The organism is Telluria sp. ZT3P39 (assembly GCF_059685935.1).
On the sequence record NZ_JCASIH010000001.1, the window covers coordinates 1 to 22,103 of the forward strand.

Here is a 22,103-nt window from a genome sequence, read left to right on the forward strand (position 1 = left end):
TTGGCCTTGCGGCGGCGCATGCTGGCTACCATGTGAAGTATGGCAGCAAGAAGAAATCCGGATCGACGCTCTCAGTGCACACACTGGCACGAAGTTATTTGATGGAGAGTACGCGACCTCGATTACCTCCACACGCGTTCGAGACCGCCCTTATTGAACTGATTACCTTGGTGCAGGAGGTGAGAATTTGAGGGGAAGGGTCAGGACCTGACCCCGATTTTGGAAGATGACCCCGATTTTGGAAGACCGTGCGGGCGGCATTGTGCGCGAACGTCGATGTCGCCCGCTGGCCGCCCATTATCCGGCGGTTGGCGCGGCGCGGCCCAGCCAGGCGCCGTAAGGCGGCAGGGTCACGCGGCTGCCTGTGGCGCTGCCCGGCAGGCCGAAGCTGTCCAGTGCCGTGGCCTGCGCCGCCTCGGCCCAGTCGAAGCTGACCGGCTCCGGCCCCAGGTTGAACGCGGCCAGCACGCCATCCATGCCCTCCAGGTCGCGGCGCAGGGCCAGCACCGGCTCCGGCGCGTCGAAGAAGACGATCTCGCCGCGCGTGAGCTGCGGCATGGTGCGGCGCCAGGCGATGAAGCGGCGCGCGAAGTTCAGGGGCGAGTCCGGGTCGCTGTCCTGGCGGTCGACCGCGACCGCCGCATGCGGCGCGGCCACGGGCAGCCATGGCTGGCCGCTGGTGAAGCCGGCCTGCGGCGAATTCGCTTGCCACGGCATCGGGGTGCGGCAGCCGTCGCGGCCCTTGAACTCGGGCCAGAAGGTGATGCCATACGGGTCCTGCAGCAATTCATACGGCACGTCGGCTTCTTCCAGGCCGAGTTCTTCGCCCTGGTACAGGCAAGGCGTGCCCTTGAGCGAGAGCTGCATGGCCAGCACCAGCTTGGCCAGCGCAGGCGTCGGCTTGCCGTCGCTCCAGCGCGTCGCCACGCGGATGGCATCGTGATTGCTCACCGACCAGGAGGCCCAGCCGTCTTTCACGCGCTCGTTGAACTCTTCGACCTGGGTGCGCACATGCGCCGCCGTGTGCACCGGCGTGAGCAGGTTGAAGCTGTAGGCCATGTGCAGCTTGTCGCCGCCTTCGGTGTACTCGGCCATCTGCGCGAGCGCGTCGTCGGAGCTGACTTCGCCGATCGAGACGGCGCCGAATTCATCGAGCTGGGCACGCACGCGCTGCAGGAAGGCGATGTTCTCCGGCTGGGTCTTGTCGTAGACGTGGGCCTGCATGCCGTAGGGGTTGACGTCGGTGACGGTCGAGGTGTCGCGCACCAGCGCCGGCGGGTTGCTGCGCAGCTGGCGGTCGTGGAAGTGGAAGACGCAGGCATCCATGCGCACGCCGTCCACGCCGCGTTCGAGCCAGAAACGCTGGGCGTCCAGGTGGGCCTGCTGCACTTCCGGATTGTGGAAGTTCAGCTGCGGCTGGCTCACCAGGAAGTTGTGCATGTAGTACTGCTTGCGGCGCGTGTCCCACTGCCAGGCCGAGCCGCCGAACACCGACAGCCAGTTGTTGGGCGGGCAGCCGTCCGGCAGCGGATCGGCCCAGACATACCAGTCGGACTTCGGATTGTCGCGGCTCTTGCGGCTCGCGACGAACCAGGCATGGGTGTCGGCGGTGTGCGACATCACCTGGTCGATCATGATCTTCAGGCCCAGGCTGTGCGCCTTGGCCACCAGCTTGTCGAAGTCCGCCAGGCTGCCGAACAGCGGGTCGACGTCGCAATAGTCCTCGATGTCGTAGCCGAAGTCCTTCATCGGGGATTTGAAGAAAGGCGAGAGCCAGACGATGTCCACACCCAGCTGCGCGATGTAATCGAGCTTTGCGGTGATGCCCGCCAGGTCGCCCACGCCGTCGCCATTCGTATCGAGGAAACTGCGCGGATAGACCTGGTAGATGATGGCTTCGCGCCACCAGTTCGGGTTGTCGTTCTTCAAGGTCTGGGTCATGGCTGGTCCGTCCGAAAATTTTGAGAATTCTAGGCAATATACAGCAGCAGAATATACTTTACAATCGGCCGGACTCCGCTGAAACCCGATCTTATTCGTTTCAATTCAATGAGTTAATGCGTTTTTTCCCGAGCCGCGCTTCAAGAAAAAGTAGCAAAACTACGCCGATTTTGTAACTCCTTTGTTTCGCAACAATATTTTTATTGCAAACTGGCTCAGCCTCGGCATAGGATCGCGGTTGTTTCGATTTTCGAGGAAGCCATGAGTTCTCCACCAACGACGGTAGCCAGCCCGGTCGCGCGCATGCCGCGGCAGATCCTCTACATCATCGCCAACGAAGGCTGTGAGCGGTTTTCCTTTTACGGGATGCGCAACATCCTCACGCCCTTCCTGATCTCGACGCTGCTGCTGTTCGTGGCCGAGTCCGAGCGCACCGGCGAAGCCAAGCACGTCTTCCATACCTTCATGATGGGCGTGTATTTCTTCCCGCTGCTGGGCGGCTGGATGGCCGACCGCTACTTCGGCAAGTACAACACCATCTTCTGGTTCAGCCTCGTTTACTGCGCGGGCCACGCCTGCCTGGCGATTTTCGAAGACAGCGTCAAGGGCTTCTATTTCGGGCTGTTCCTGATCGCCTTCGGGTCGGGCGGCATCAAGCCGCTGGTGGCCAGTTTTGTCGGCGACCAGTTCGACAAGACCAACAAGAGCCGTGCGAAAGTCGTGTTCGACGCCTTCTACTGGATCATCAACTTCGGCTCCTTCTTTGCGTCGCTGCTGATGCCGCTGTTCCTGCGCGATTACGGTCCCGCGGTCGCCTTCGGCATCCCGGGCATCCTGATGTTCGTCGCCACCATGGTCCTGTGGAGCGGCAAGAAGAAATACGTCCACGTGCCGCCCGCGCCGAGCGACCCGCATTCCTTCCTGCGCGTGGTGCGCAGCGCCGTGCTGGCGAAGCAGCCCGGCGCCGGCCGTCCCGGGCTGATCGTCGCCGTCCTGGGCGTGATCGGCGCCGTCTATTCGCTGGCGCGCACCCCGGACTGGGGCTTCGTCATCGCCGCCTGCCTGGCGCTGGTGCTCCTGATCGCCTTCGTCGGCACGGGGGCCTCGATGCAGCTCGATCGCGCTAGAGGCGTGCATCCCGACGCCGCCGTGGATGGCGTGCGCGCCGTGCTGCGCATCCTGATCGTGTTCGCGCTGGTGACCCCGTTCTGGTCGCTGTTCGACCAGAAGGCCTCGACCTGGATCGTGCAGGCCAATACCATGTCCACCGACGTCAGCCTGCTGGGCTGGAGCTTCAGCGTCCTGCCGGCCCAGATGCAGGCGCTGAACCCGCTGCTGGTGATGATCCTGATCCCGTTCAACAACCTGGTGCTGTTCCCGCTGCTGGCCAAGATGGGCTTCGAGCCGACCGCGCTGCGCCGCATGACCGCCGGCATCGCCTTCTCGGCGCTGGCCTGGATCGTGGTCGGCAACCTGCAGGTGCAGCTCGACGCCGGCGACCCGGTCTCGATCGCCTGGCAGATCCTGCCCTACGCACTGCTGACCCTGGGCGAGGTGCTGGTCTCGGCCACCGGCCTGGAATTCGCCTACAGCCAGGCCCCGGCCTCGATGAAGGGCGTGATCATGGCGCTGTGGTACCTGGCGGTCACGGTCGGCAACCTGTGGGTGCTGATCGTGAATTCGGGCGTCAAGAACGACGCCGTCCTGGCCCACATCGAAAGCTCGGGGGTCGGCGTGCTGGCCTTCCAGATGTATTTCTTCGCCGGGTTCGCGCTGCTTGCGGCGCTGGTCTTCGGCCTGTACGCGCGGCGCTACAAGATGGTCGATAACTACCGCGGCTGATTCATCGTATCGATCACCACGGTCGTCGGAACATCGATGACCGTAGTGTGGGCGGGTCTTCCCGCCCGCGCGTTCAACTATCCTTCATTCATCCACTTTATCGACGGGTCACTGCCGCTTGAACGCGCGGGCGGGAGACCCGCCCACCCTACATGACCCAACTTCGATACGCCGCCCTCGCCGCCGCCCTCCTCGCCTCCTCCGCCCACGCCGCGGTCCCTGTTGACGCCTGCAATAAAGAAGGATTCCAGTTTGTCCTGCACGCCTCCAGCGCCACGCTCGAAGCACGCGCCGTCTGGCTCGACAAGCGCCTGGTGAAATGGCCGGGCGCCGCCGCCGCCGGCACCTACCGCCTGTATCACTCGGCCAAGGCGGCGATCGTCGCCAAACCGGGGGCGAAGGTGGAAGGCGCGGACGGCGCACTGGCGCTGGACGTCTTCAGCGGCCAGGTGCCGGCGGCGGCCGCCACCCGCTTCAAGTGGGTCGCTTCCGGACCGGTGCTGTCGCTGCGCGCAGCCGACCTGGCCCGTTTGACAGACCTGCACCGCGGCCAGCTGGTGCTGGTACAGGAAACGCCGGACGGCCTGGTCGTCGCCGCAACCCGCATCCAGGTAGCGGGCGCCCTGGACGACATCCATGCAGCGGCCGAACGCATCGCCGACCTTGGCGCCACGCCAGGGAAAGGGCGCACCGCTTTCCGCCTGTGGGCGCCTACCGCCCGCGCGGCCGCCGTCTGCACCTATGACAGCGGCACCGGCCGCGCCACGGCCGTGCACGACATGGCCTTCGACGCGCGCACCGGCGCCTGGGCAGCGAAGGTCGCGAAAGACCTCTCCGGCAGCTATTACAAGTACGCGGTGGACGTGGCGGTCGACGGCATGGGCCTGGTGCGCAACCTGGTCACCGACCCGTATTCGGTCAGCCTCACCACGGACTCGAAGCGCAGCTATATCGCCGACCTGAATGCCGCCAGCCTGAAGCCGAAGGGCTGGGACCGCACGCGTGCGCCGAACACGGTAAAAGCGCAGACCGACATGGTCATCTACGAGCTGCACGTACGCGACTTCTCGCTCAACGACCCGAGCGTGCCGGCGAACAAGCGCGGCAAGTACGCAGCCTTCGGCGAAGCCGGTTCGAACGGCATGCGCCACCTGAAGGCGCTGGCCAAAGCCGGCATGACCGACATCCACCTGCTGCCGGTCTATGACCTGGGCAGCGTCCCGGAAAAAGACTGCGCGGTGCCCCAGCCCTCGGGCACGCCGGATGGCGAGACCCAGCAGGCCTTGACGCGCAAGAGCGCCGAGACGGACTGCTTCAACTGGGGCTACGACCCCTACCACTACAACGCGCCGGAAGGCAGCTACGCGACCGATCCATCGGACGGCGCGCGCCGCATCGTCGAGATGCGCCAGATGGTGATGGACCTGCACCGCGCCGGCCTGCGCGTCGGCACGGACGTCGTCTACAACCACACCTTCATCGCCGGCCAGAACGAGAAATCGGTGCTCGACCGCGTGGTGCCGGGCTATTACCACCGCCTGAATGCGGCAGGCGCCATCGAGCGCTCGACCTGCTGCGACAACACGGCCACCGAAAACACCATGATGGCCAAGCTGATGATCGACTCGGCCGAACTCTGGACCCGCCACTACAAGATCGATTCCTTCCGCTTCGACCTGATGGGCCACCAGCCGCGCGCGGCCATGGAGCGCCTGCAGCGGCGCGTGGACAAGGCGGCCGGCCGCCACGTGCAGCTGATCGGCGAAGGCTGGAACTTCGGCGAGGTGGCCGATGGCGCCCGCTTCGTGCAGGCCTCGCAGCTCTCGCTGAACGGCTCCGGCATCGGCACCTTCAGCGACCGCGCGCGCGACGCCGTGCGCGGCGGCTCGGCCGGCGACTCGGGCGAGGCGATGGTGCGCCAGCAAGGCTATATCAACGGCCTGGTGTATGACCCGAATGCATCGACAGCCGGCCACAAGCCGGCCGACCTGCTGCGCGCGGCGGACCTGATCCGCGTCGGCCTGGCCGGCTCGGTGCGCAGCTATCCGCTGCAGACGCTCGATGGCCAGGTGCGCAGGCTGGAAGACATCGCCTACGGCAACCAGCCGGCCGGCTATGCCAGCCAGCCGGGCGAAGTCGTGAACTATGTCGAGAACCACGACAACCAGACCCTGTTCGACATCAACGTGCTGAAACTCCCCGTCGCCACCTCGACGCTGGAGCGCGCGCGCGTGCAGGTGCTGGGCATGGCGATCAATGCCTTCAGCCAGGGCGTGGCCTATTACCACGCCGGCATCGACACCCTGCGCTCGAAGTCGCTGGACCGCAACAGCTTCAATTCGGGCGACTGGTTCAACCGCATCGACTGGACCTACCAGGACAACTACTACGGCACCGGCCTGCCGCAATCGGACGACAACGGCAAGGACTGGGCGCTGCTCAAGCCCTACCTGGCCAATGCCGCGATCAAGCCGCAGCCCGCCGACATCGCCTTCGCGCGCGACGCCTTCCGCGACCTGCTGGCCATCCGCGCCAGCTCGACCCTGTTCCGGATGCGCACCGCCGGCGACATCGTGCAGCGCCTGCGCTTCTTCAACACCGGGCCGCAGCAGGTAGCGACCGTGCTGGCGGCCTCGATCGACGGCAAGGGCTATCCCGGCGCGCGTTTTGGCGCCATCAGCTACCTGGTGAACGTGGACAAGGTGGAGCAGCGCGTGAGCGACCCGCTGCTGCGCGGCAAGCGCCTCACGCTGCATCCGGTGCACACGGCTGCCGGCGCGGCCGACAAGCGCGCCGCGCAGGCAAGCTTCGACAGCGCCAGCGGCACGTTCACCGTGCCGGCGCGTACCGCCGTCGTGTTCGTCGCCGAGTAGAACTTCCCACGGGGAGCGTTTCTCCCTGGGGAAGCTCGCCCATTATCGGCTGGCCAAGGCAGGCGTCCTTTACTACACTGGACCGACCGGTGTCGCCACGCACGCGGATTCGCCGTGCATGGCAGGTGAATTTCCACGCTGCATGTTAAGCTGGCAGACACACAGATAAAGGGCGGGTCACATGAACGGATTGGTGAAGACCGGCATTGCCGGCCTCGACGAAGTAATGCATGGAGGCATTCCCCGCAATAACAACCTGATCGTCGAGGGGCCGCCGGGCTCGGGCAAGACCACCCTGGGACTGGGCTTCATCTACCATGGCGCGCTGGACCATGACGAACCGGGCGCCATCGTGTCCTTCGAGCTCGACCCTGCCAAGCTGCTGCGCGACGCCGCCGGCTTCAACTGGGACCTGCAGGGCCTGATCGACCAGGGCAAGATCAGGATCATCCAGACCAGCCCGGCCGTGCTGCTGAGCGAATTCCGCAGCGACGACGGCGCCTTTGCGGCCTCGCTGCGCGAGATGGGCGCCAAGCGCCTGCTGATCGACGGCCTGACGCCGCTGCGCCTGTACGCGGAAGCGCACGACATGCCCTTCCGCGAAGACGTGCACCTCCTGATCGAAGGCCTGACCCGGCTCGGCGTGACCACCATGGTCACCGCCGAGAAGGACGAGTCGCATGCCGGCGTGCTGGCGCACGAGCGCTTCGTGTTCGACACCATCATCACCCTCTCGCGCGAGGAAACCCGGCGCCGCGTACACCGCCGCCTGACCGTGATGAAATCGCGCGGCCAGGATTTCATCGGCGGCAGCCACACCATGCGTATCGAAGCGGGCATGGGCGTGCATGTCTACCGCCGCGCCCAGTCGCGCCCGATCGCCTCGGTCCACCAGCCGACTTCCGAAGAACGCATGTCGACCGGTTCGCCCGCGATCGACAAGATGATGGACGGCGGCATCTACAAGGGGTCGGTCACGCTGGTGAGCGGCATTTCCGGCACCGGCAAGACGGTGCTGAGCGTGCAGTTCCTGAGCAATGCGATCAAGGAAGGCCACAAGGGCCTGCTGGTCAGCCTGGACGAACATCCGGCCCAGCTGATGCGCAATGCCCGCTCGCTCGGCTTCGACCTGCAGCAACTGGTCGATTCGGGCAAGCTGTTCATCCACTACGAGTCGCCGCTGGAACTCGAACTCGACGTGCACTTCGACCGCATCGCCAGGCTGGTCGAAGATCAGCAGATCGACTGCGTGGTGTTCGATTCGATCGCCGTCTACGAAATGACCAGCCGTCCCGAAGTGGCCGACTACCTGTACGCACTGGCGACCTTCTTCAAGAACCGCCTGGCCACGACGCTGTTCAACTACGAAAGCCCGGAACTGCTGGGCGTGTCGCAGATCAGCGAGGAGCTCAAGGGCTCGCACCTGGTCGACAACATCATCCTGCTGAACTATGTCGAGGTGTCCACCGTCCTGCGCCGCGCGATCGCGGTGCCGAAAGTGCGCGGCAGCCGCAACCTGCAAGTGACGCGCGAATACACGATCGGCCTGGGCGGCCTGCTGCTGCTCGACGAAAGCGATAAGGACACCCAGGCCGGCGCCGTGCCGCAACTGCCGTTTTCCTCGTATTACGGCCTGCTGTCGCGTTCGCCGTCACGGCAAAGCCCGGTCATCGAGGAGGCAGTGGCGCGGGGCGGGGAGCTGCCCGAATCGGCAGACCTGCCGACCGAACAGCCATAGTGATCACGGCCAAGCTGCCCGGCAATGCCCCGGTCGACTGGGACGACTGGGGCACGCCGCTGCGCCAGTTCACCGAGGCCACCAGCCTGGTGACCTCGGCCTACGACCCGGACGGCGTGCGCCGCATCGGGCCGCAGACCGGTTCGCGCCTGGCCCAGTTGCTCGCTGGCTCGCGCCTGTGGGCCGAGGACGGCCCCGGCACGGCGCTCGAGCGCACCCTGGTCGCGTCGGTGTGCGCGAGCGGCGAGGCGCAATCGGCGCAGTTCGAGGGCTTGCGCGTGTGCTCGCTGCCCTTGCTGCTGCGCGGCGAGGTGTATGGCGTGCTGGTGTTCGGCTGGCGCTTTGCCGATTTCAGTTCTCCGCTCGAGTGCGAACGCATCGCCAAGCAGGTCGGCCTGCCCGGCCACCTGCTGTGGAACGAGGTGCGGCTGGACGCGCCGGTGTCGGAGGGGCGCATGGGAACCTATGCGGCGCTGCTGGGCACCCTGGCCGCCACGCTCGACCGCCAGCGCGAGACCATCGACGACCTGACCCGCGTGAACCGCACGCGCGAACTGTTCCTGGCTACCGTCTCGCACGAAATGCGCACCCCGCTGTCGGCGCTGTCGATGCGCATCGACCTGATGCTGCGCACGGAGCCCGACTTGCCGCCGAAGGTCGTCAGCGGCCTGGAATCGATGCGCGTGCATGTGCGCCAGGAAGCCGGCATGGTCGACGACCTGATCGACGCCGCGCGCACCCTGACCGGCCAGATGTCGATCACGCGCTCGCAGGTGAAACTCGGACAGGTGCTGCGTGACGCCATCTCGACGGTGGAGACCTTCGCCCACACCAAGGGCATCCTGATGCAGGTCACCCCGAGCGACTACGGTGACCACATCGCGCTGGAGGCGGACGGCCGGCGCCTGCAACAGGTGATCTGGAACCTGCTGTTCAACGCCACCAAGTTCACCCCTGACGGCGGCGCCATCCGCATCGAGGTCAGGCGCAGCAGCGACACCGTGGCGATCGACATCACCGATTCGGGCCAGGGTATCGAGCCCGAAGACCTTCCGCACGTATTCGGCGCGTTCACGCTGCAGCAGCACGACAATGCGACCGGCCTGGGGCTGGGGCTGTACATCGCGCGCCGTATCGTCGAGCTGCACGAGGGCAGCCTGAGCGTGAGCAGCGAAGGCCGCGGCAAGGGCGCCACCTTCGCGATCCGGCTGCCGCTGGCGGCGCCGTCCCGTCCCGCACCGTAGCAGCCATTTGCCCGCCTCGCGCTGTATAGTGGCGTGGCAGGCGCACGACCCGAACCCACCCTAGTCCATTACCGAACGGAGCACTACCATGAGTAAAAGCCAGGATGCCAAGAAAACGACCAAGAAAGAACCGGCCAAGACGATGAAGGAAAAGAAGGAAGCCAAGAAGGTCAAGAAGGAAGAGCGGGCGCGCCAGCAATAACACCGGCGGCCACCCGCCCTACAAGCCCAGCTGCCCCAGGATCGCGTCCTTGATCGCCTGCAGTTCCGGCTGCGACACCTTGCGCGGGTGCGCCTGCGCGATCGGGAACACCGAGGCGACCCTGGTCGGCCGTGGCGACAGCACCACCACGCGGTCGGCCAGGTAGATCGCCTCTTCCACGTCGTGCGTGATCAGGATGATCGTGTGGCGCTCTTCGCGCAGCACGCGCAGCAGCTCGATGCGCATCTTCAGCGCCGTCAGCGCATCCAGCGCCGAGAACGGCTCGTCCATGAACAGAATGTCCGGCTTGACCGCCAGCGCGCGCGCGATTTCCACCCGCTTGAGCATGCCGCCCGACAGTTCGTGCGGGTACGCCTTCTCGAAGCCTTTCAGCCCCACCATCTCGGCGTAATGGTCTGCCGTCGCCGCCTTTGCGGCGTCCTTGCCCGACAGGCCGAACATCAGGTTTTCCTGCACCGTCAGCCACGGGAACACCGAGCCATGCTGCGAGATCACGATGGCGTTGGGCGTCGGCCGGGTGACCGGCACGCCATCGATCATGACGGCGCCGCTGTCGGGGTGTTCGAAGCCGGCCAGCAGTTTCATGAGGGTGGACTTGCCGCAGCCCGAGGGGCCGACGATGGCGACGAACTCGCCCGGCGCCACCGCCAGGTCGATGCCGTCGATGACGGGCAGCGACTTGAAGCCCTTGCGGATGGCGCGGATGGCGACCTTCGGCACCGCGGCCCTGGCCTCGTCGCCTGCATTCATGACTTTAGCGTGCATAGCGCCACCTTACTCCCCTGAGTCCCTCCAGACGGCGCATCAGGGTGTCCAACCCCAGGCCGATCAGTCCGATGATGATCATGGCCGCCACAACCAGGTCGTAGCGGTTGCCGGCGTTGCGCGCATCCATGATCAGGTAGCCCAGGCCCGAGCGCCGCACGATCATCTCGGCGGCCACCACCACCAGCCAGGCCACGCCCAGGCCGATGCGCATGCCGATCAGGATTTCGGGCAGCACCGCCGGCACGATCACCTGGCGGAACAATTTGGCGCGCGAGACGCCGAAGTTCTCGGCCGCGCGCAGGTAGCGCCCTTCGATGGCGTGCACGCCGGCGGCGGTCTGCACGATCATCGGGAACACCGAGGCCAGGAAGATCAGGAAAACCGGCGCCAGGTCGCCCACGCCGAACCACAGGATCGCGATCGGGATCCAGGCGATCGGCGAGATCGGACGGAGGATCTGGAACACCGGGTTGAGTGTGCGGTAGGCGGCGTCCACCCGTCCCATCCACAGGCCCAGCGGCAGCGCGAACATCAAAGCCAGCATGAAGCCGGTGGCCACGCGCGCCAGCGAGGCCCAGATGTGCTCCCACAGCGTGCCGTCGCGGGCCAGCTCCAGCGTGCCGGCCGCGACCTGCAGCGGCGACGGGAAGATCACGCTGCCGCTCTGCGCGACCACCAGCCACCACAGCGCCACGATGGCGGCCAGCACCAGCAGCGGAGGCCAGATCCGGTTGAGTCTATCCATGCTCATGCTTTGTCGCCCACGAGGGAGTGAAGGCGCCAGCGCAGGCGCGCCAGCCCGGCAGCGGGCGCATCGACGACGAGCACCGTCATCTTGCCGCTGGCGTGGGCGGTGCAGTCGAAGGGATGTTCGCCGGCCTGGGCAAACGGCAGGCGGAAGTCCTGGCCCGGCATGATCAAGACCGGCCCGAACATCTGCGGCACCGTGTCGCTGTTACGCAGCAGGAGCACGTCGCGCACGCCCAGTGTCAAGGTGATGTGCTCGGGCAGGATGCTGGCCTTGCTGCCCTTCATGCGGGCCTCCCAGGTGCCCTTCGGGATCTCGAACAGCTGGTCGCGCGAGGCCGCCCGCAGCGGCGCGAAGGCGGCCCATCCGAAGGATGCCGCCAATAGCGCGACCAGGGCGGCGACGGCGATGCGCCTGTTCATTCGGCCGCCAGCACGTTCACGTCATGCACGATCTCGTCGGCCGGGCGTCCAAAAGGCATCAGGGCGCGCAGCATGCCCTTCTTGTCGATGAAGTAGAGGTAGGACGAGTGCCCCATTTGATATTCCGTCTTGCTGTCGCCCACCGGGTGCCTGGTGGCCGTGATGCCGTAGTCCTTGCGGATGGCCGCCATCTGCGCCACGCTGCCGGTGAGGCCGATGAAGCCTTGATCGAACTGCGCCAGGTAGGTTTTCAGGCGCGCGGGGGTGTCGCGCTCCGGGTCCACCGAGACGAACACCACCTGCAGGCGGTCGGCGTGGGGACCGAGCTTCTGGCGCGCGGCCGCCAGGGCGGCGAGCGAGGCCGGGCACACGGCCGCGCAGTGGGTGAAGCCGAATTCCAGCACCACCACCCTGCCGCGCAGCGCGGACAGGCGGAAGTCGCTGCCGTCGGCCGCCTTTTGCGCGATCTCGGGGGCCGCGCGTGCGGGCGAGAACACGCCGGACTTCAATGCCGGCGCCGCCTGTGCCGCCATGGCGGACAAGAGCAGGACTGCGGCAGCGAGGCGGCGTATCACAGCGCCACCTTCACGGGCCGGATATTCTTCACGAAGCTGTCGTCCACATACTGTTCGTACGCGACCGGGCGCTTGAGCGTGCCCGCCTCCACCGAGAGCTTCATCAGCTCGTCGAACTCGGGCCGCAGCATGCGCAGGTCGCCGTAGGTGACGCGGTCTTGCGGGTTCTCCATGACGAACTTGATGATGTTCGGGTCCTGGTTGAAGAACTTGCGGTCGGCGGCGATGTGCGCCGCCTTGCTGCGGTTGAGGGGACTGGCATCGAGCCAGTTGCCGGCCGCCTGCACGTAGTTCACCAGCTCCTGCACCAGCGGGCGCTGGGTCTGGATCAGTTCTTCGCGCACGGTCAGCACGCAGCAGATGTAGTTGCGCCATTCGTTGCGCGTCATCGACAGCGGCCGCGCATAGCCGGCGCGCTGGGCCGCCGCGCCAAAGGGCTCGCCGGTGCAATAGCCGTCGACGGCTTTCGCGTACAGCGCGGCCGGCATGTCGGGCGGGGCCATCTCGATCACCTCGATGTCCTTCGGCGACATGCCTTCGCGCGCCAGCATCTTGCGCAGGAAAAGATAGTCCACGGCGAAGCGGCTGGGAATCGCGATGCTCTTGCCGCGCAGGTCGGCGAATTTCCGGTAGGGCGAATCGGTGCGCACCATGATGACCGCGCCCGAGCGGTGGCCGAGCGAGACGATCTTCAGCGGAATGCGCCAGTCGGTCAGGTCCATCACCAGGGGCGCGAGCATGTAGGCGGCCTGGATGCGGCCCGTCATCAAGGACTCCTTGATCTCGGGCCAGCCGGAGAATTTGTTGTACTCGAAGGCGGTGAAGGGCGCGTCCGGCTTGCCGTCGGCGGCCGCCTTGGCCTTGCAGGCGATCGGCAGGGTCAGGTTGCAGGTGACGGGCAGGCCGCCGACCTGGAGCGGCGCCCTTGTTCTGGCTGCCGCCCTGGCGGACCCGATGCCGGCCAGCGGCAGGCTCAGTGCGCCGCCAAGCAACTGGCGCCGGCGCGGGGAATGCTCAAGCATGGGGAAATACCGTCAGCTGTCGAGGTGGGAAATCAGGAGCCGGCGCTGGTCGTTCTCGCCGTCGCCCCCTGCTTCGCCCTGGGTGCCGAGCGAAATCCCGACCGACATGATGTCGATCAGGAGCAGCTGCAGGATGCGCGAGATCATCGACAGGAAGGTGGTGCTGTCTTCGCTGTGGTCCACCGCCAGGCAGACGCTGGCCTTCTTCGCCAGCAGCGACTTGCTGCTGGTGATGGCGATGACGTCCGCCCCGCCGGCGCGCGCGATGTCGACCGCCGCCAGCAGCTCGGGCAGCTGGCCGGCGGTGGAAATCGCGATCACCACGTCGCCCGGCCCCAGGAGTCCCGCGGCCAGCGTGAACAGGTGCGAGTCGCCGTACAGCGCGGCCGGGATGCGGAAGCGGAAGAACTTGTGCTGGCCGTCCAGCGCCACCGCCCTCGCATTGCCCATCGCGTAGAACTCGACGCGGCGCGCGCGGCGCAGCAGCTCGATGGCGCGGTCGATCCCGTGCACGTCCAGCTGGTCGCGGAATTTCAGAATGGCCGACACCGTGTTGTCGATGACCTTGGCCGACAGGTCGTGCGTAGAGTCGCTCATGCGCACCTGGCTGTGGCGTACCGGGATGGTCCCGGTCAGGCTGCCCGCGAACTTGAGCTTGAACTCGGCCAGGCCCTGGAAGCCGAGCGAGCGGCAGAAGCGGATCACGGTCGGCTGGCTGACGTCCGCCAGGCGCGCGATCTCGGCGATCGGCTCGCCCAGCACCTTGCGCGGGTGTTCCAGCACCAGCGCGGCGACACGCTGCTCGGCGGGCGAGAGCTCGTGGCGCAGCTGCTGCACGCGGTCCATCAGCGTGTTGGCTCCGCTGCGTCCGCGCAGGTGCTCGGACAAAATCGTCGACACGCCATGCAGCGCCGGGTTCGGCGTCATGATGATGTAGGTCGGGATCTGGGCGATGTAGTCGGTGAAGCGGCCCTTGGCCTCGAAGCGGGCGCGGAAAGGCGAGGTGGCGAACCACTCGGCGATGCGCGGCACGATGCCGCCGCCGATGAAGATGCCGCCAAAGGCGCCCAGCGTCACCGCCAGGTTGGCCGCGGCCCCGCCCAGCATGCCGGCAAAGGTTTCCAGGGTTTCGAGGCACAGCGGGTCGCGCGCGTCGAGGGCGCTGCTGACGATGTCGGCGGTGCTGCGGCTTGGCGCCTCCACGCCGTTGCGCTTGGCCAGCGCGCGGTAGATCAGTTCGATGCCGGGGCCGGAGATCAGGCGCTCGTTGGAGACGTGCTGCCATTCCTGCCAGGCGTATTGCAGGATCGCGAATTCGCGTTCGTCGCTGGGCGCGAAGTTGACGTGGCCGCCCTCGCTGCCGAGGGTGACGAAGCCGTCGATGGTCGGGATCACGCCCGATACGCCCAGGCCGGTGCCCGGCCCGAGCACGCCGGCCACCGCATGGCTTTGCGGCGCGCCGCCGCCGACCTGCATCAGGTCCTGGGGCTTGAAGCCCGGCAGCGCCATGGCCAGCGCGGTGAAATCGTTCACGATCAGCAGCGTCGCCAGGCCGAGGGTGCGGCGCACCTCGTCGGTCGAGAACTGCCAGTCGCGGTTGGTCATGCGGATGGTGTCGCCGCTGATCGGGTTGGCCAGGGCGAAGGCCGCATGGTTGATGCGCACGCCCCCCAGCTGCGCCAGGTAGCCGTGCAGCAGCGGCACGATGCCGGTGTATTCGTCGCAGCGCAGCACCGCGACCTGGCGCAGCACGCCGGGTGCGGTTTCGAGGCCGAAGCGCGCATGCGTGGCCCCGATGTCCGCCAGCAGGCGCGGGCCGTCGGCAAACGCGGCGCGGGAGGGTTTCTGTTCGGTGTCGGGTTCAACAGTCATGGCATAAGGATACCATTGATCGACGGAAAAACCTCAGGATCGAGGCCCCGGCGGCGGCGGCTCAGGCCCGCGGTTCATGGTGCAGCAAGGCGCGCAGATCGCCAATCGAGCGCATCGTTTCCTGTGTTTCGCGCAAACGCAGCAGCAGGTGCTCGATATCGGCGGCAGTGCGCGCACGGCTGAACAGCCAGCCCTGCACGCAATGTACGCCGTGGCTGGTGAGCCAGGCGAGATCGGCCTCGTCCTCCAGTCCCTCGCAGATGAGTTCGGCGTCGAAGACCCGGGCCGCGCCCTGGATCAGGGAGAACAGACCGGCCTTCTTGTGGTCGGCCGCGACACCGTGTACGAACTGGCGATCCGCCTTGAGGCGGTCGAAGGTGAAACCGGCCAGCGCATCGAGGTTGGACGAACCGGTGCCGAAATCGTCGATCGCGATGTGCATACCCAGCGAACGCAGCGCGGTGATACGTGGACACAGGGACTGAAGCGAGTCGAGCACGACGCTTTCGGTCACCTCGAGCTCGATCAGCCTGCCCGGCACGCCGGTATCGGCCAGCACCGATTCCAGCCGCCCGAACAACTCCGGATGCATGAGCGATACGCGCGAGAAATTGAGCGCCACCGGGACCGGATCCAGGCCCCTGGACAGCCACCCTTTCACATCTTCGCAGACCAGGCGCGCGACGTGGGCATCGAGCTCGAAGATGCGTCCCGACTGCTCTGCCTGGGGGACGAACATCGCGGGACCGACCAGCCCGAACTCCGGATGGCACCAGCGCACCAGTGCTTCCAGGCCGATCAGTTTGCCGGCTTCGACATCGACCTGGGGCTGGTAATGCACCTCGATCCGGCCGTGCCGGCTGTCGCCGCGCATGGCGTGGCGCAGTTCGTAACGCAAGCGCGCACGCGCGGCAATCGCGCTGTCGTACTCGAGCATCACGCTGCGGTCGAGGCTGCGGCGAATCGACGACGCGGCGCCGTCGGCGGCATCGAGTGCATCCACTGCGCTGGCGCCACGCTCTGCGCCCTGGCGCCAGATGCCGATGCGGCCGTGCAGCGGCTGCACATAGCCATTCCCGACCGCGAACGGGAGGTCGATGGTGTCGCGCAGCTGGGCCAGGCAGGTATCGAGCTGGTCTGGCGGAAGCTCGAGTGCGAAGGCGAACCGGTCGCCGCCGAGGTGGCCCAGCAGCGCGCGATCGCCGCCCCATGCCGCGAGCCGGTCGCCGAGCTGGCCCAGGATGCGGTCACCGGACAGCCTGCCGAACAATTCGTTGACCTGGCGAAAACCAGTGAGGTCGATGAAGCCGACCGTCACGCTGGCCTCCTCGCGCTCCAGCATGGTCTCGAGGTGATGCAGGAAAACGGTGCGGTTGAACATCCCGGTGGATGGCTCGAAATACCGGTGCTCGAGCAGGTCGACCACGATGCGCGCCAACAGCTGGAACTGGGCGACCTGCTCGGCGTCGAGATGATGCGGCTCCTTGCTCATCACCCACAAGGTGCCCAGCAGGCGTGCCGGGCTGCCGTCCAGCGGGATGCCCGCATAGTGGAGGTAGTGCGGCGGCGCGGTGACCAGCGGATTGTCGGCGAAGCGGGCGTCGAGGCGGGCGTCGGCCACCTCGAACAGGGGCGCATTCGCGCGCACCGCGCAGTTGCAGAAGGAGCCGGCCAGCGGCAGCAGGCGCGCGTCGGCGCCGACCCGCGATGGCAGCCAGATCTGCGAGCGGAATACCAGGCTGATGCCGCCGATGTCCGAGCCGGTCAGGCTGACGGCCAGGCGGGTGATGTAGTCGAGCTTGGTATCGGAAGGCTCGAGCATCACCCGGTCGCGGCCACCATGGCCGGGTAGATGGGCAATACTCCCCGCGTCCAGGATTCCGCCGGTCAGCGCAATCCTGCTGTACGTCCACCCTTCTGGCCAGTTCGCGTGCATTTCACAGTCGTCCATGCCGATTGACGCTTCCGGACCGCAATTTTCCCGATTCGGTTGCAGGTTTTATGCGTCCCAGAATACCAGCATTGGCGCCCGGCGTGAACACCGGGCGCGGCCTCAGTCCAGCGCGATCAGCGCTACCGGCGCCGGGGTGCCGAACTGCACCTTGCCACCGCTGACCACGGCCGATTTGCCCGTGTACCAGTCGCGCACGGTCTGGCCGTCGCTGAACACGCCCGCCACTGAAATCGGCAGCGTCTTGTCCCCCGGCAGGTCGAGCGCAACCACCACGCGATCGCTCACGCCATCCTTTTCCCAGCTGCGCTTGAAGGTGTAGGGGCTGGCGGCCAGCATCTGGTGGGTGCCGGCGCCGACGGCCGGATGGGCCGCGCGGAAGCGCCCCAGGCGCGCCCAATGGTCGCGCACCTCGGCCACGCGATTGGCGCCGCGCCGGGTGTTGGCCGCCAGCTCGTCCCAGTTCATGAACGAGCGCAGGGTGGCGTCGCCCTCGGCGCCCTCGACCTTGAGCAGGCGCGCGGTCTCGTCGCCGTAATAGATCTGGGCCGAACCCGGGGCCAGCATCAGCTTGTTGGCCGATTCGAAGGGACGCTGGCGCAGCGGATCGAAGGGGCTGCCGTCGTCGTGCGAGCTGATGTAGTTCAGGACCGAATAGCCTTTCATGGGGCCGTGCAGCACCTTCGCATACTCCGAGAACAGCTTTTCGTAGCCCTGCGCGGCATCGGTCTTCATGGAGAAGTTGATCATGCTGTCGAAGCCGTTGGCCAGGTAGTCGACCTTCACGCCGCCGCCCATGTCGAAGCTGCGCGCGTGGTTGATCGCATAGCCGTAGACTTCCGAGGTCATGAAGAACGGCAGGTTGCCGACCCGCTTGGCAGGGTTGGCGCGCTTCCACTCTTCGTAAGCCAGGCTGGCCTCCGTTTTCAGTTCTTTCCACACCCCCGGCTCGGTGTGCTTGACGGTGTCGGCGCGGAAGCCGTCGACGCCGTACTTGCGCACCCAGTCGGCATGCCACTTGACCAGGTAGTAGCGCGGCGCGCGCGGATAGCCGGTGCGCTTGAAGAAGGCGTCCAGCTCCTTCACTTCGCGGTCATAGCGGCCTTCCTTCTTCCACTTCGTCACCAAGGCGGGAGGCAGGGCGACATTCTCGTTGCTGCCGGTGAGGAAGTCCGGCAGGTTGTCCACCAGCGTGCAGTCGATGGTGGTCGGGGCGTCCTTGTAGGTGCATTTCGGCTTGGTGCGCACCCAGTCGGCGGGCCAGACCGGATCGGCCTGCGTGACCGGGCCGGTATGGTTCATCACCACGTCGAGGATCACGCGGATGCCGTTGGCGTGCGCGGTGTCCACAAAATTGCGGAAGTCCTTTTCGCTGCCCAGGTTGGCGTCCACCGCCGTGAAGTCCTTCGCCCAGTAGCCGTGGAAGCCATAGGTCTTGCCGGTGCCTTCGTCGGTCGGCGCGTGGATCTGCTCGACGGGGGGCGTGAGCCAGATGGCGTTCACGCCCAGGTCCTTGAAATAGCCGTCCTTGATCCTGGCCGTGATGCCGGCCAGGTCGCCGCCCATGAAGCCGCGCAGCTTGGCTCCGTCATCCTTGCGGCCGTAGGCGTGGTCGTTCGCCTTGTCGCCGTTGTTGAAGCGGTCCGTCAGCAGGAAATAGACGGTCGCATTCTCCCAGACGAAGGGCTTGCCCGCGGGCTGGGCGGGTGCACTGTGGGCACTGGCGCTGAAAGCGAGCAGGATGGCGCTGGCAAGGACGGGAAGTTTCATGCGGGTTCCTGTGGTGGGGTGGATGGATCAGGTAATGACGGTCGGGCGCTCGCGGCCGGTGCGCGCGCGCAGGCCGGAGACGTTCTCGGCGATGGCGGCCAGGTCGTGCAGGGCGGCCTGGGTATCGATGTCGTGGCGCGCCGGGTCGGCCTCGAAGCGCTCCAGGTAGAGCCGCACGGTGGCGCCTTCGGTGCCGGTGCCCGACAGGCGCAGCACGATGCGCGAGCCGTCGACCATGGCGATGCGGATGCCCTGGCGGGTCGCCACCGAATGGTCGACCGGGTCGGTGTAGACGAAATCGTCGGCCAGGGCCACCCGGTAGTGGCCGAAGCTTTTACCAGCCAATTCGGGCAGCTCCTCGCGCAGCGCGGCCATCATGGCGTCGGCGCTGATAGCGTCGACCGCTTCGTAGTCGTGGCGCGAATAATAGTTGCGGCCGAAGCGCGCCCAGTGCTCGCGTACGATCTGCTCGACGGACGTGCCGCGCACGGCCAGCAAATTGAGCCAGAACAGCACGGCCCACAGGCCGTCCTTCTCGCGGATGTGGTACGAGCCGGTGCCATAGCTCTCTTCGCCGCACAGGGTCACCAGGTTGGCGTCCATCAGGTTGCCGAAATACTTCCAGCCGGTCGGGGTCTCGAAGCAGGAGATGCCCAGCGCCTCGGCCACGCGGTCGGCCGCCTGCGAGGTGGGCATCGAGCGTGCGATGCCCTTGATGCCGCCCACATAGCCCGGCGCCACCGTGGCATTGGCCGCGATGATGGCCAGGCTGTCGGATGGCGTGACGGCGAAGCCGCGCCCGACGATCATGTTGCGGTCGCCGTCGCCGTCCGAGGCCGCGCCGAAGTCCGGTGCATCCGGCCCTTCCATGTGCGCGATCAGCTCCGCCGCGTTGACCGGGTTCGGGTCCGGGTGGCCGCCGCCGAAGTCGGTCAAAGGCTCGCCGTTGACCACCGTGCCCAGAGGCGCGCCCAGCATGCCTTCCAGGATGGTTTTCGCGTAGGGTCCCGAGACCGCGTGCATGGCGTCGAAGCGCATGCGAAAGCCTTTCGCGAACAGGGCTGAAATAGCCTTGAAGTCGAACAGACGCGCCATCAGCTCGGCATAGTCGGCCACCGGGTCGATGACCTCGACCACCATGTTCTCGATGCGGGTTTTCCCAAGCTGGTCAAGGTCGACCGGGCCGGCATCGCTGATGCGGTAGGACGTGAGGGTCTGGGTATGGGCGAACATCGCCTCGGTGACTTTTTCCGGGGCCGGTCCGCCGTTCTCGATGTTGTACTTGATGCCGAAGTCGCCATCCGGCCCGCCCGGGTTGTGGCTGGCCGACAGCACGATGCCGCCAAAGGCCGCGTGCTTGCGGATCACGCAGCTCACCGCCGGGGTGGAAAGGATGCCGCCGCGCCCGACCAGCACGCGCGCCACGCCGTGGGCGGCGGCCATGCGCAGGATGATCTGGATCGCTTCGCGGTTGAAATAGCGGCCATCGCCGCCGACGACGATGGTGCGCCCTGCCCCTTCACCCAGGGTCAGGAAGATCGCTTCGACAAAATTCTCGAGATAGCCCGGCTGCTGGAACTCGACTACCTTCTTGCGCAGGCCCGAGGTGCCGGGCCGCTGGCCGGCGAAGGGCGTGGTCGGAATGGCGTGGATGGTCATGCTTCGCTCCTGTCGTGATAAGGTCTTGCCACATCGCGGCGGGACGCAGGCGATGTTGGTAAAACGTTACGATACGACAGGCGCGAAATCACTGGCGCGCGCGGCGTGGTTCAGGCCACAGCCTTGGCCGGGGCCGCCCGGTCGGTGACGAACAACGTCAGCACGGCCGCGATCAGCATGCAGGCGCCGCCCAGCACCAGGGTCTGCACCGTGTGGCCGCCGAAGAAATGCTTGGTCACGCCGCCCAGCAGCAGGCCGCTGCAGATCTGCGGGATCACGACGAAGAAGTTAAACAGGCCCATGAAATAGCCCATGCGCTTGGCCGGCAGCGAGCCCGCCAGGATCGCGTAGGGCATGGTCAGGATCGAGGCCCAAGCCAGGCCGACGCCGATCATCGGCAGCATCAGGGTCTGCTTGTCGGTGATGAAATAGATGCTGGCCAGGCTCAGGCCGCCGATGGCCAGGCAGGTCGCGTGCACGGTCTTGCGGCTGGTGGCGCGCGCGAAAATCGGCAGGATGAAGGCGGCCAGCGCCGAGACGCCGCTGTAGACCGCGAACATGATGCCGACCCAGCTGCCGGCCGACTGGAAGGCGGACGACTGCGCGTCGGTGGTGCCGAAGACGTTATCGGCGATGGCCGAGCCGGTGTAGATCCACATCGCGAACAGCGCGATCCAGGTGAAGAACTGCACGAAGGCCAGCTGCACCATGGTCTTGGGCATCTTGGCGAAGCCGCCGATGATCTCTGCCAGCGCGACCTTGATGCTGCGGGCGTGCTTGCGCTGCTTGTCGAAGGCCGCCAGGTCTGGCGGCGGCAGCTCGTCGGCGGTGAGCACGGTCCAGAGCACGGCCAGGAAGAAGATGGCGCCGCCGGCATAGAAGGAATAGCGCACGGTGTCCGGAATCAGGCCGCCCACCGCTTCGTTGGACACCCCCATCGATTCGAAGAAGGTCGGCAGGAGCGAAGCGATCACCGCGCCGCAGCCGATGAAGAAGGTCTGCATCGCGTAGCCGGCGGTCTGCTGCGAGACATCGAGCTTGTCGCCGACGAAGGCGCGGAACGGCTCCATCGACACATTGATGGCGGCGTCCATCAGCCACAGCACGGCTACGGCCATCCACAGCACCGAGGAATTAGGCATCAGGAACAGCGCGATCGCGGCCAGCACGGCGCCGATGAAGAAGAACGGACGGCGGCGGCCCCATTTCGGGTGCCAGGTGTTGTCGCTCAGGTAGCCGATGATGGGCTGTACCAGCAGGCCCGTGACGGGCGCGGCGAGCCAGAACAGGGGCAGGTTGTCGGGGTCGGCGCCGAGCGTCGAGAAGATGCGGCTGGTGTTGGCGTTCTGCAGCGCGAAGCCGAACTGGATGCCGAAGAAGCCGAAGCTCATGTTCCAGAGCTGCCAGAACGACAGGCGCGGCTTGATCACGCCGGTGTGCATATCCATGTGTGTC

General features: G+C 66.4%; 16 protein-coding genes. 5 read left to right on the forward strand and 11 right to left on the reverse strand.

Annotated features, from left to right (window positions below; translation table 11 throughout):
* A partial coding sequence (locus AC56LR_RS00005) for a hypothetical protein (protein ID WP_497126050.1) occupies nucleotides 1–191 on the forward strand: 191 nt, incomplete at its 5' end.
* 106 nt (nucleotides 192–297) lie between these two features.
* Here AC56LR_RS00005 and AC56LR_RS00010 read toward each other — a convergent pair.
* Nucleotides 298–1,941 carry an alpha-glucosidase gene (locus tag AC56LR_RS00010; protein ID WP_497126052.1) on the reverse strand — a complete coding sequence of 548 codons (1,644 nt, stop codon included), beginning with the start codon at nucleotides 1,939–1,941 and terminating at the stop codon, nucleotides 298–300.
* A 261-nt stretch (nucleotides 1,942–2,202) separates the two neighbouring features.
* Here AC56LR_RS00010 and AC56LR_RS00015 point away from each other — a divergent pair, with 261 nt between their 5' ends.
* The 4 genes from AC56LR_RS00015 to AC56LR_RS00030 all read left to right on the forward strand — a co-directional run bounded on the left by AC56LR_RS00015 (nucleotide 2,203) and on the right by AC56LR_RS00030 (nucleotide 9,638).
* Complete coding sequence (locus AC56LR_RS00015) at nucleotides 2,203–3,783, forward strand: POT-type proton-dependent oligopeptide transporter (RefSeq protein WP_497126056.1); 1,581 nt, start codon at nucleotides 2,203–2,205, stop codon at nucleotides 3,781–3,783.
* 152 nt (nucleotides 3,784–3,935) lie between these two features.
* The gene (locus AC56LR_RS00020; RefSeq protein WP_497126059.1) at nucleotides 3,936–6,656 is read left to right on the forward strand and encodes an alpha-1,6-glucosidase domain-containing protein; all 2,721 of its coding nucleotides are present in this window, start codon (nucleotides 3,936–3,938) and stop codon (nucleotides 6,654–6,656) included.
* A 181-nt stretch (nucleotides 6,657–6,837) separates the two neighbouring features.
* Nucleotides 6,838–8,394, forward strand: coding sequence for an ATPase domain-containing protein (locus AC56LR_RS00025; protein WP_497126061.1), 1,557 nt, complete (start codon nucleotides 6,838–6,840; stop codon nucleotides 8,392–8,394).
* Nucleotides 8,394–9,638 (forward strand): sensor histidine kinase, encoded by a 1,245-nt coding sequence (locus AC56LR_RS00030; protein ID WP_497126063.1) that lies wholly within the window; start codon nucleotides 8,394–8,396, stop codon nucleotides 9,636–9,638. The genes AC56LR_RS00025 and AC56LR_RS00030 overlap by 1 nt, the downstream gene beginning before the upstream one ends.
* Before the next feature lie 220 nt (nucleotides 9,639–9,858).
* Here AC56LR_RS00030 and AC56LR_RS00035 read toward each other — a convergent pair whose 3' ends face one another.
* The 10 genes from AC56LR_RS00035 to AC56LR_RS00080 all read right to left on the reverse strand — a co-directional run bounded on the left by AC56LR_RS00035 (nucleotide 9,859) and on the right by AC56LR_RS00080 (nucleotide 22,096).
* Nucleotides 9,859–10,626 (reverse strand): ABC transporter ATP-binding protein, encoded by a 768-nt coding sequence (locus AC56LR_RS00035; protein WP_497126065.1) that lies wholly within the window; start codon nucleotides 10,624–10,626, stop codon nucleotides 9,859–9,861.
* On the reverse strand, nucleotides 10,616–11,380 hold the full coding sequence (locus AC56LR_RS00040) for an ABC transporter permease (protein WP_497126067.1): 765 nt from the start codon (nucleotides 11,378–11,380) through the stop codon (nucleotides 10,616–10,618). Before AC56LR_RS00040 ends, AC56LR_RS00035 begins: the two co-directional genes overlap by 11 nt.
* Nucleotides 11,377–11,799, reverse strand: a complete 423-nt coding sequence (locus AC56LR_RS00045) for a cupredoxin domain-containing protein (protein ID WP_497126070.1) — start codon at nucleotides 11,797–11,799, stop codon at nucleotides 11,377–11,379. Before AC56LR_RS00045 ends, AC56LR_RS00040 begins: the two co-directional genes overlap by 4 nt.
* Nucleotides 11,796–12,374, reverse strand: a complete 579-nt coding sequence (locus AC56LR_RS00050) for an SCO family protein (RefSeq protein ID WP_497126072.1) — start codon at nucleotides 12,372–12,374, stop codon at nucleotides 11,796–11,798. Before AC56LR_RS00050 ends, AC56LR_RS00045 begins: the two co-directional genes overlap by 4 nt.
* Nucleotides 12,371–13,396, reverse strand: coding sequence for an ABC transporter substrate-binding protein (locus AC56LR_RS00055; RefSeq protein WP_497126074.1), 1,026 nt, complete (start codon nucleotides 13,394–13,396; stop codon nucleotides 12,371–12,373). Before AC56LR_RS00055 ends, AC56LR_RS00050 begins: the two co-directional genes overlap by 4 nt.
* 12 nt (nucleotides 13,397–13,408) lie before the next feature.
* On the reverse strand, nucleotides 13,409–15,268 hold the full coding sequence (locus tag AC56LR_RS00060) for a glucokinase (RefSeq protein ID WP_497126076.1): 1,860 nt from the start codon (nucleotides 15,266–15,268) through the stop codon (nucleotides 13,409–13,411).
* Between the two features lie 61 nt (nucleotides 15,269–15,329).
* Complete coding sequence (locus tag AC56LR_RS00065; RefSeq protein ID WP_497126079.1) at nucleotides 15,330–17,219, reverse strand: putative bifunctional diguanylate cyclase/phosphodiesterase; 1,890 nt, start codon at nucleotides 17,217–17,219, stop codon at nucleotides 15,330–15,332.
* A 102-nt stretch (nucleotides 17,220–17,321) separates the two neighbouring features.
* Entirely contained in the window at nucleotides 17,322–18,989 is a 1,668-nt protein-coding gene (locus tag AC56LR_RS00070; RefSeq protein WP_497126081.1) for an alpha-amylase family glycosyl hydrolase, read from the reverse strand.
* Nucleotides 18,990–19,016: 27 nt separating this feature from the next.
* Entirely contained in the window at nucleotides 19,017–20,648 is a 1,632-nt protein-coding gene (locus AC56LR_RS00075) for an alpha-D-glucose phosphate-specific phosphoglucomutase (protein WP_497126083.1), read from the reverse strand.
* Nucleotides 20,649–20,758: 110 nt separating this feature from the next.
* Nucleotides 20,759–22,096, reverse strand: a complete 1,338-nt coding sequence (locus AC56LR_RS00080) for an MFS transporter (RefSeq protein WP_497126085.1) — start codon at nucleotides 22,094–22,096, stop codon at nucleotides 20,759–20,761.
* Nucleotides 22,097–22,103: the final 7 nt, after the last annotated feature.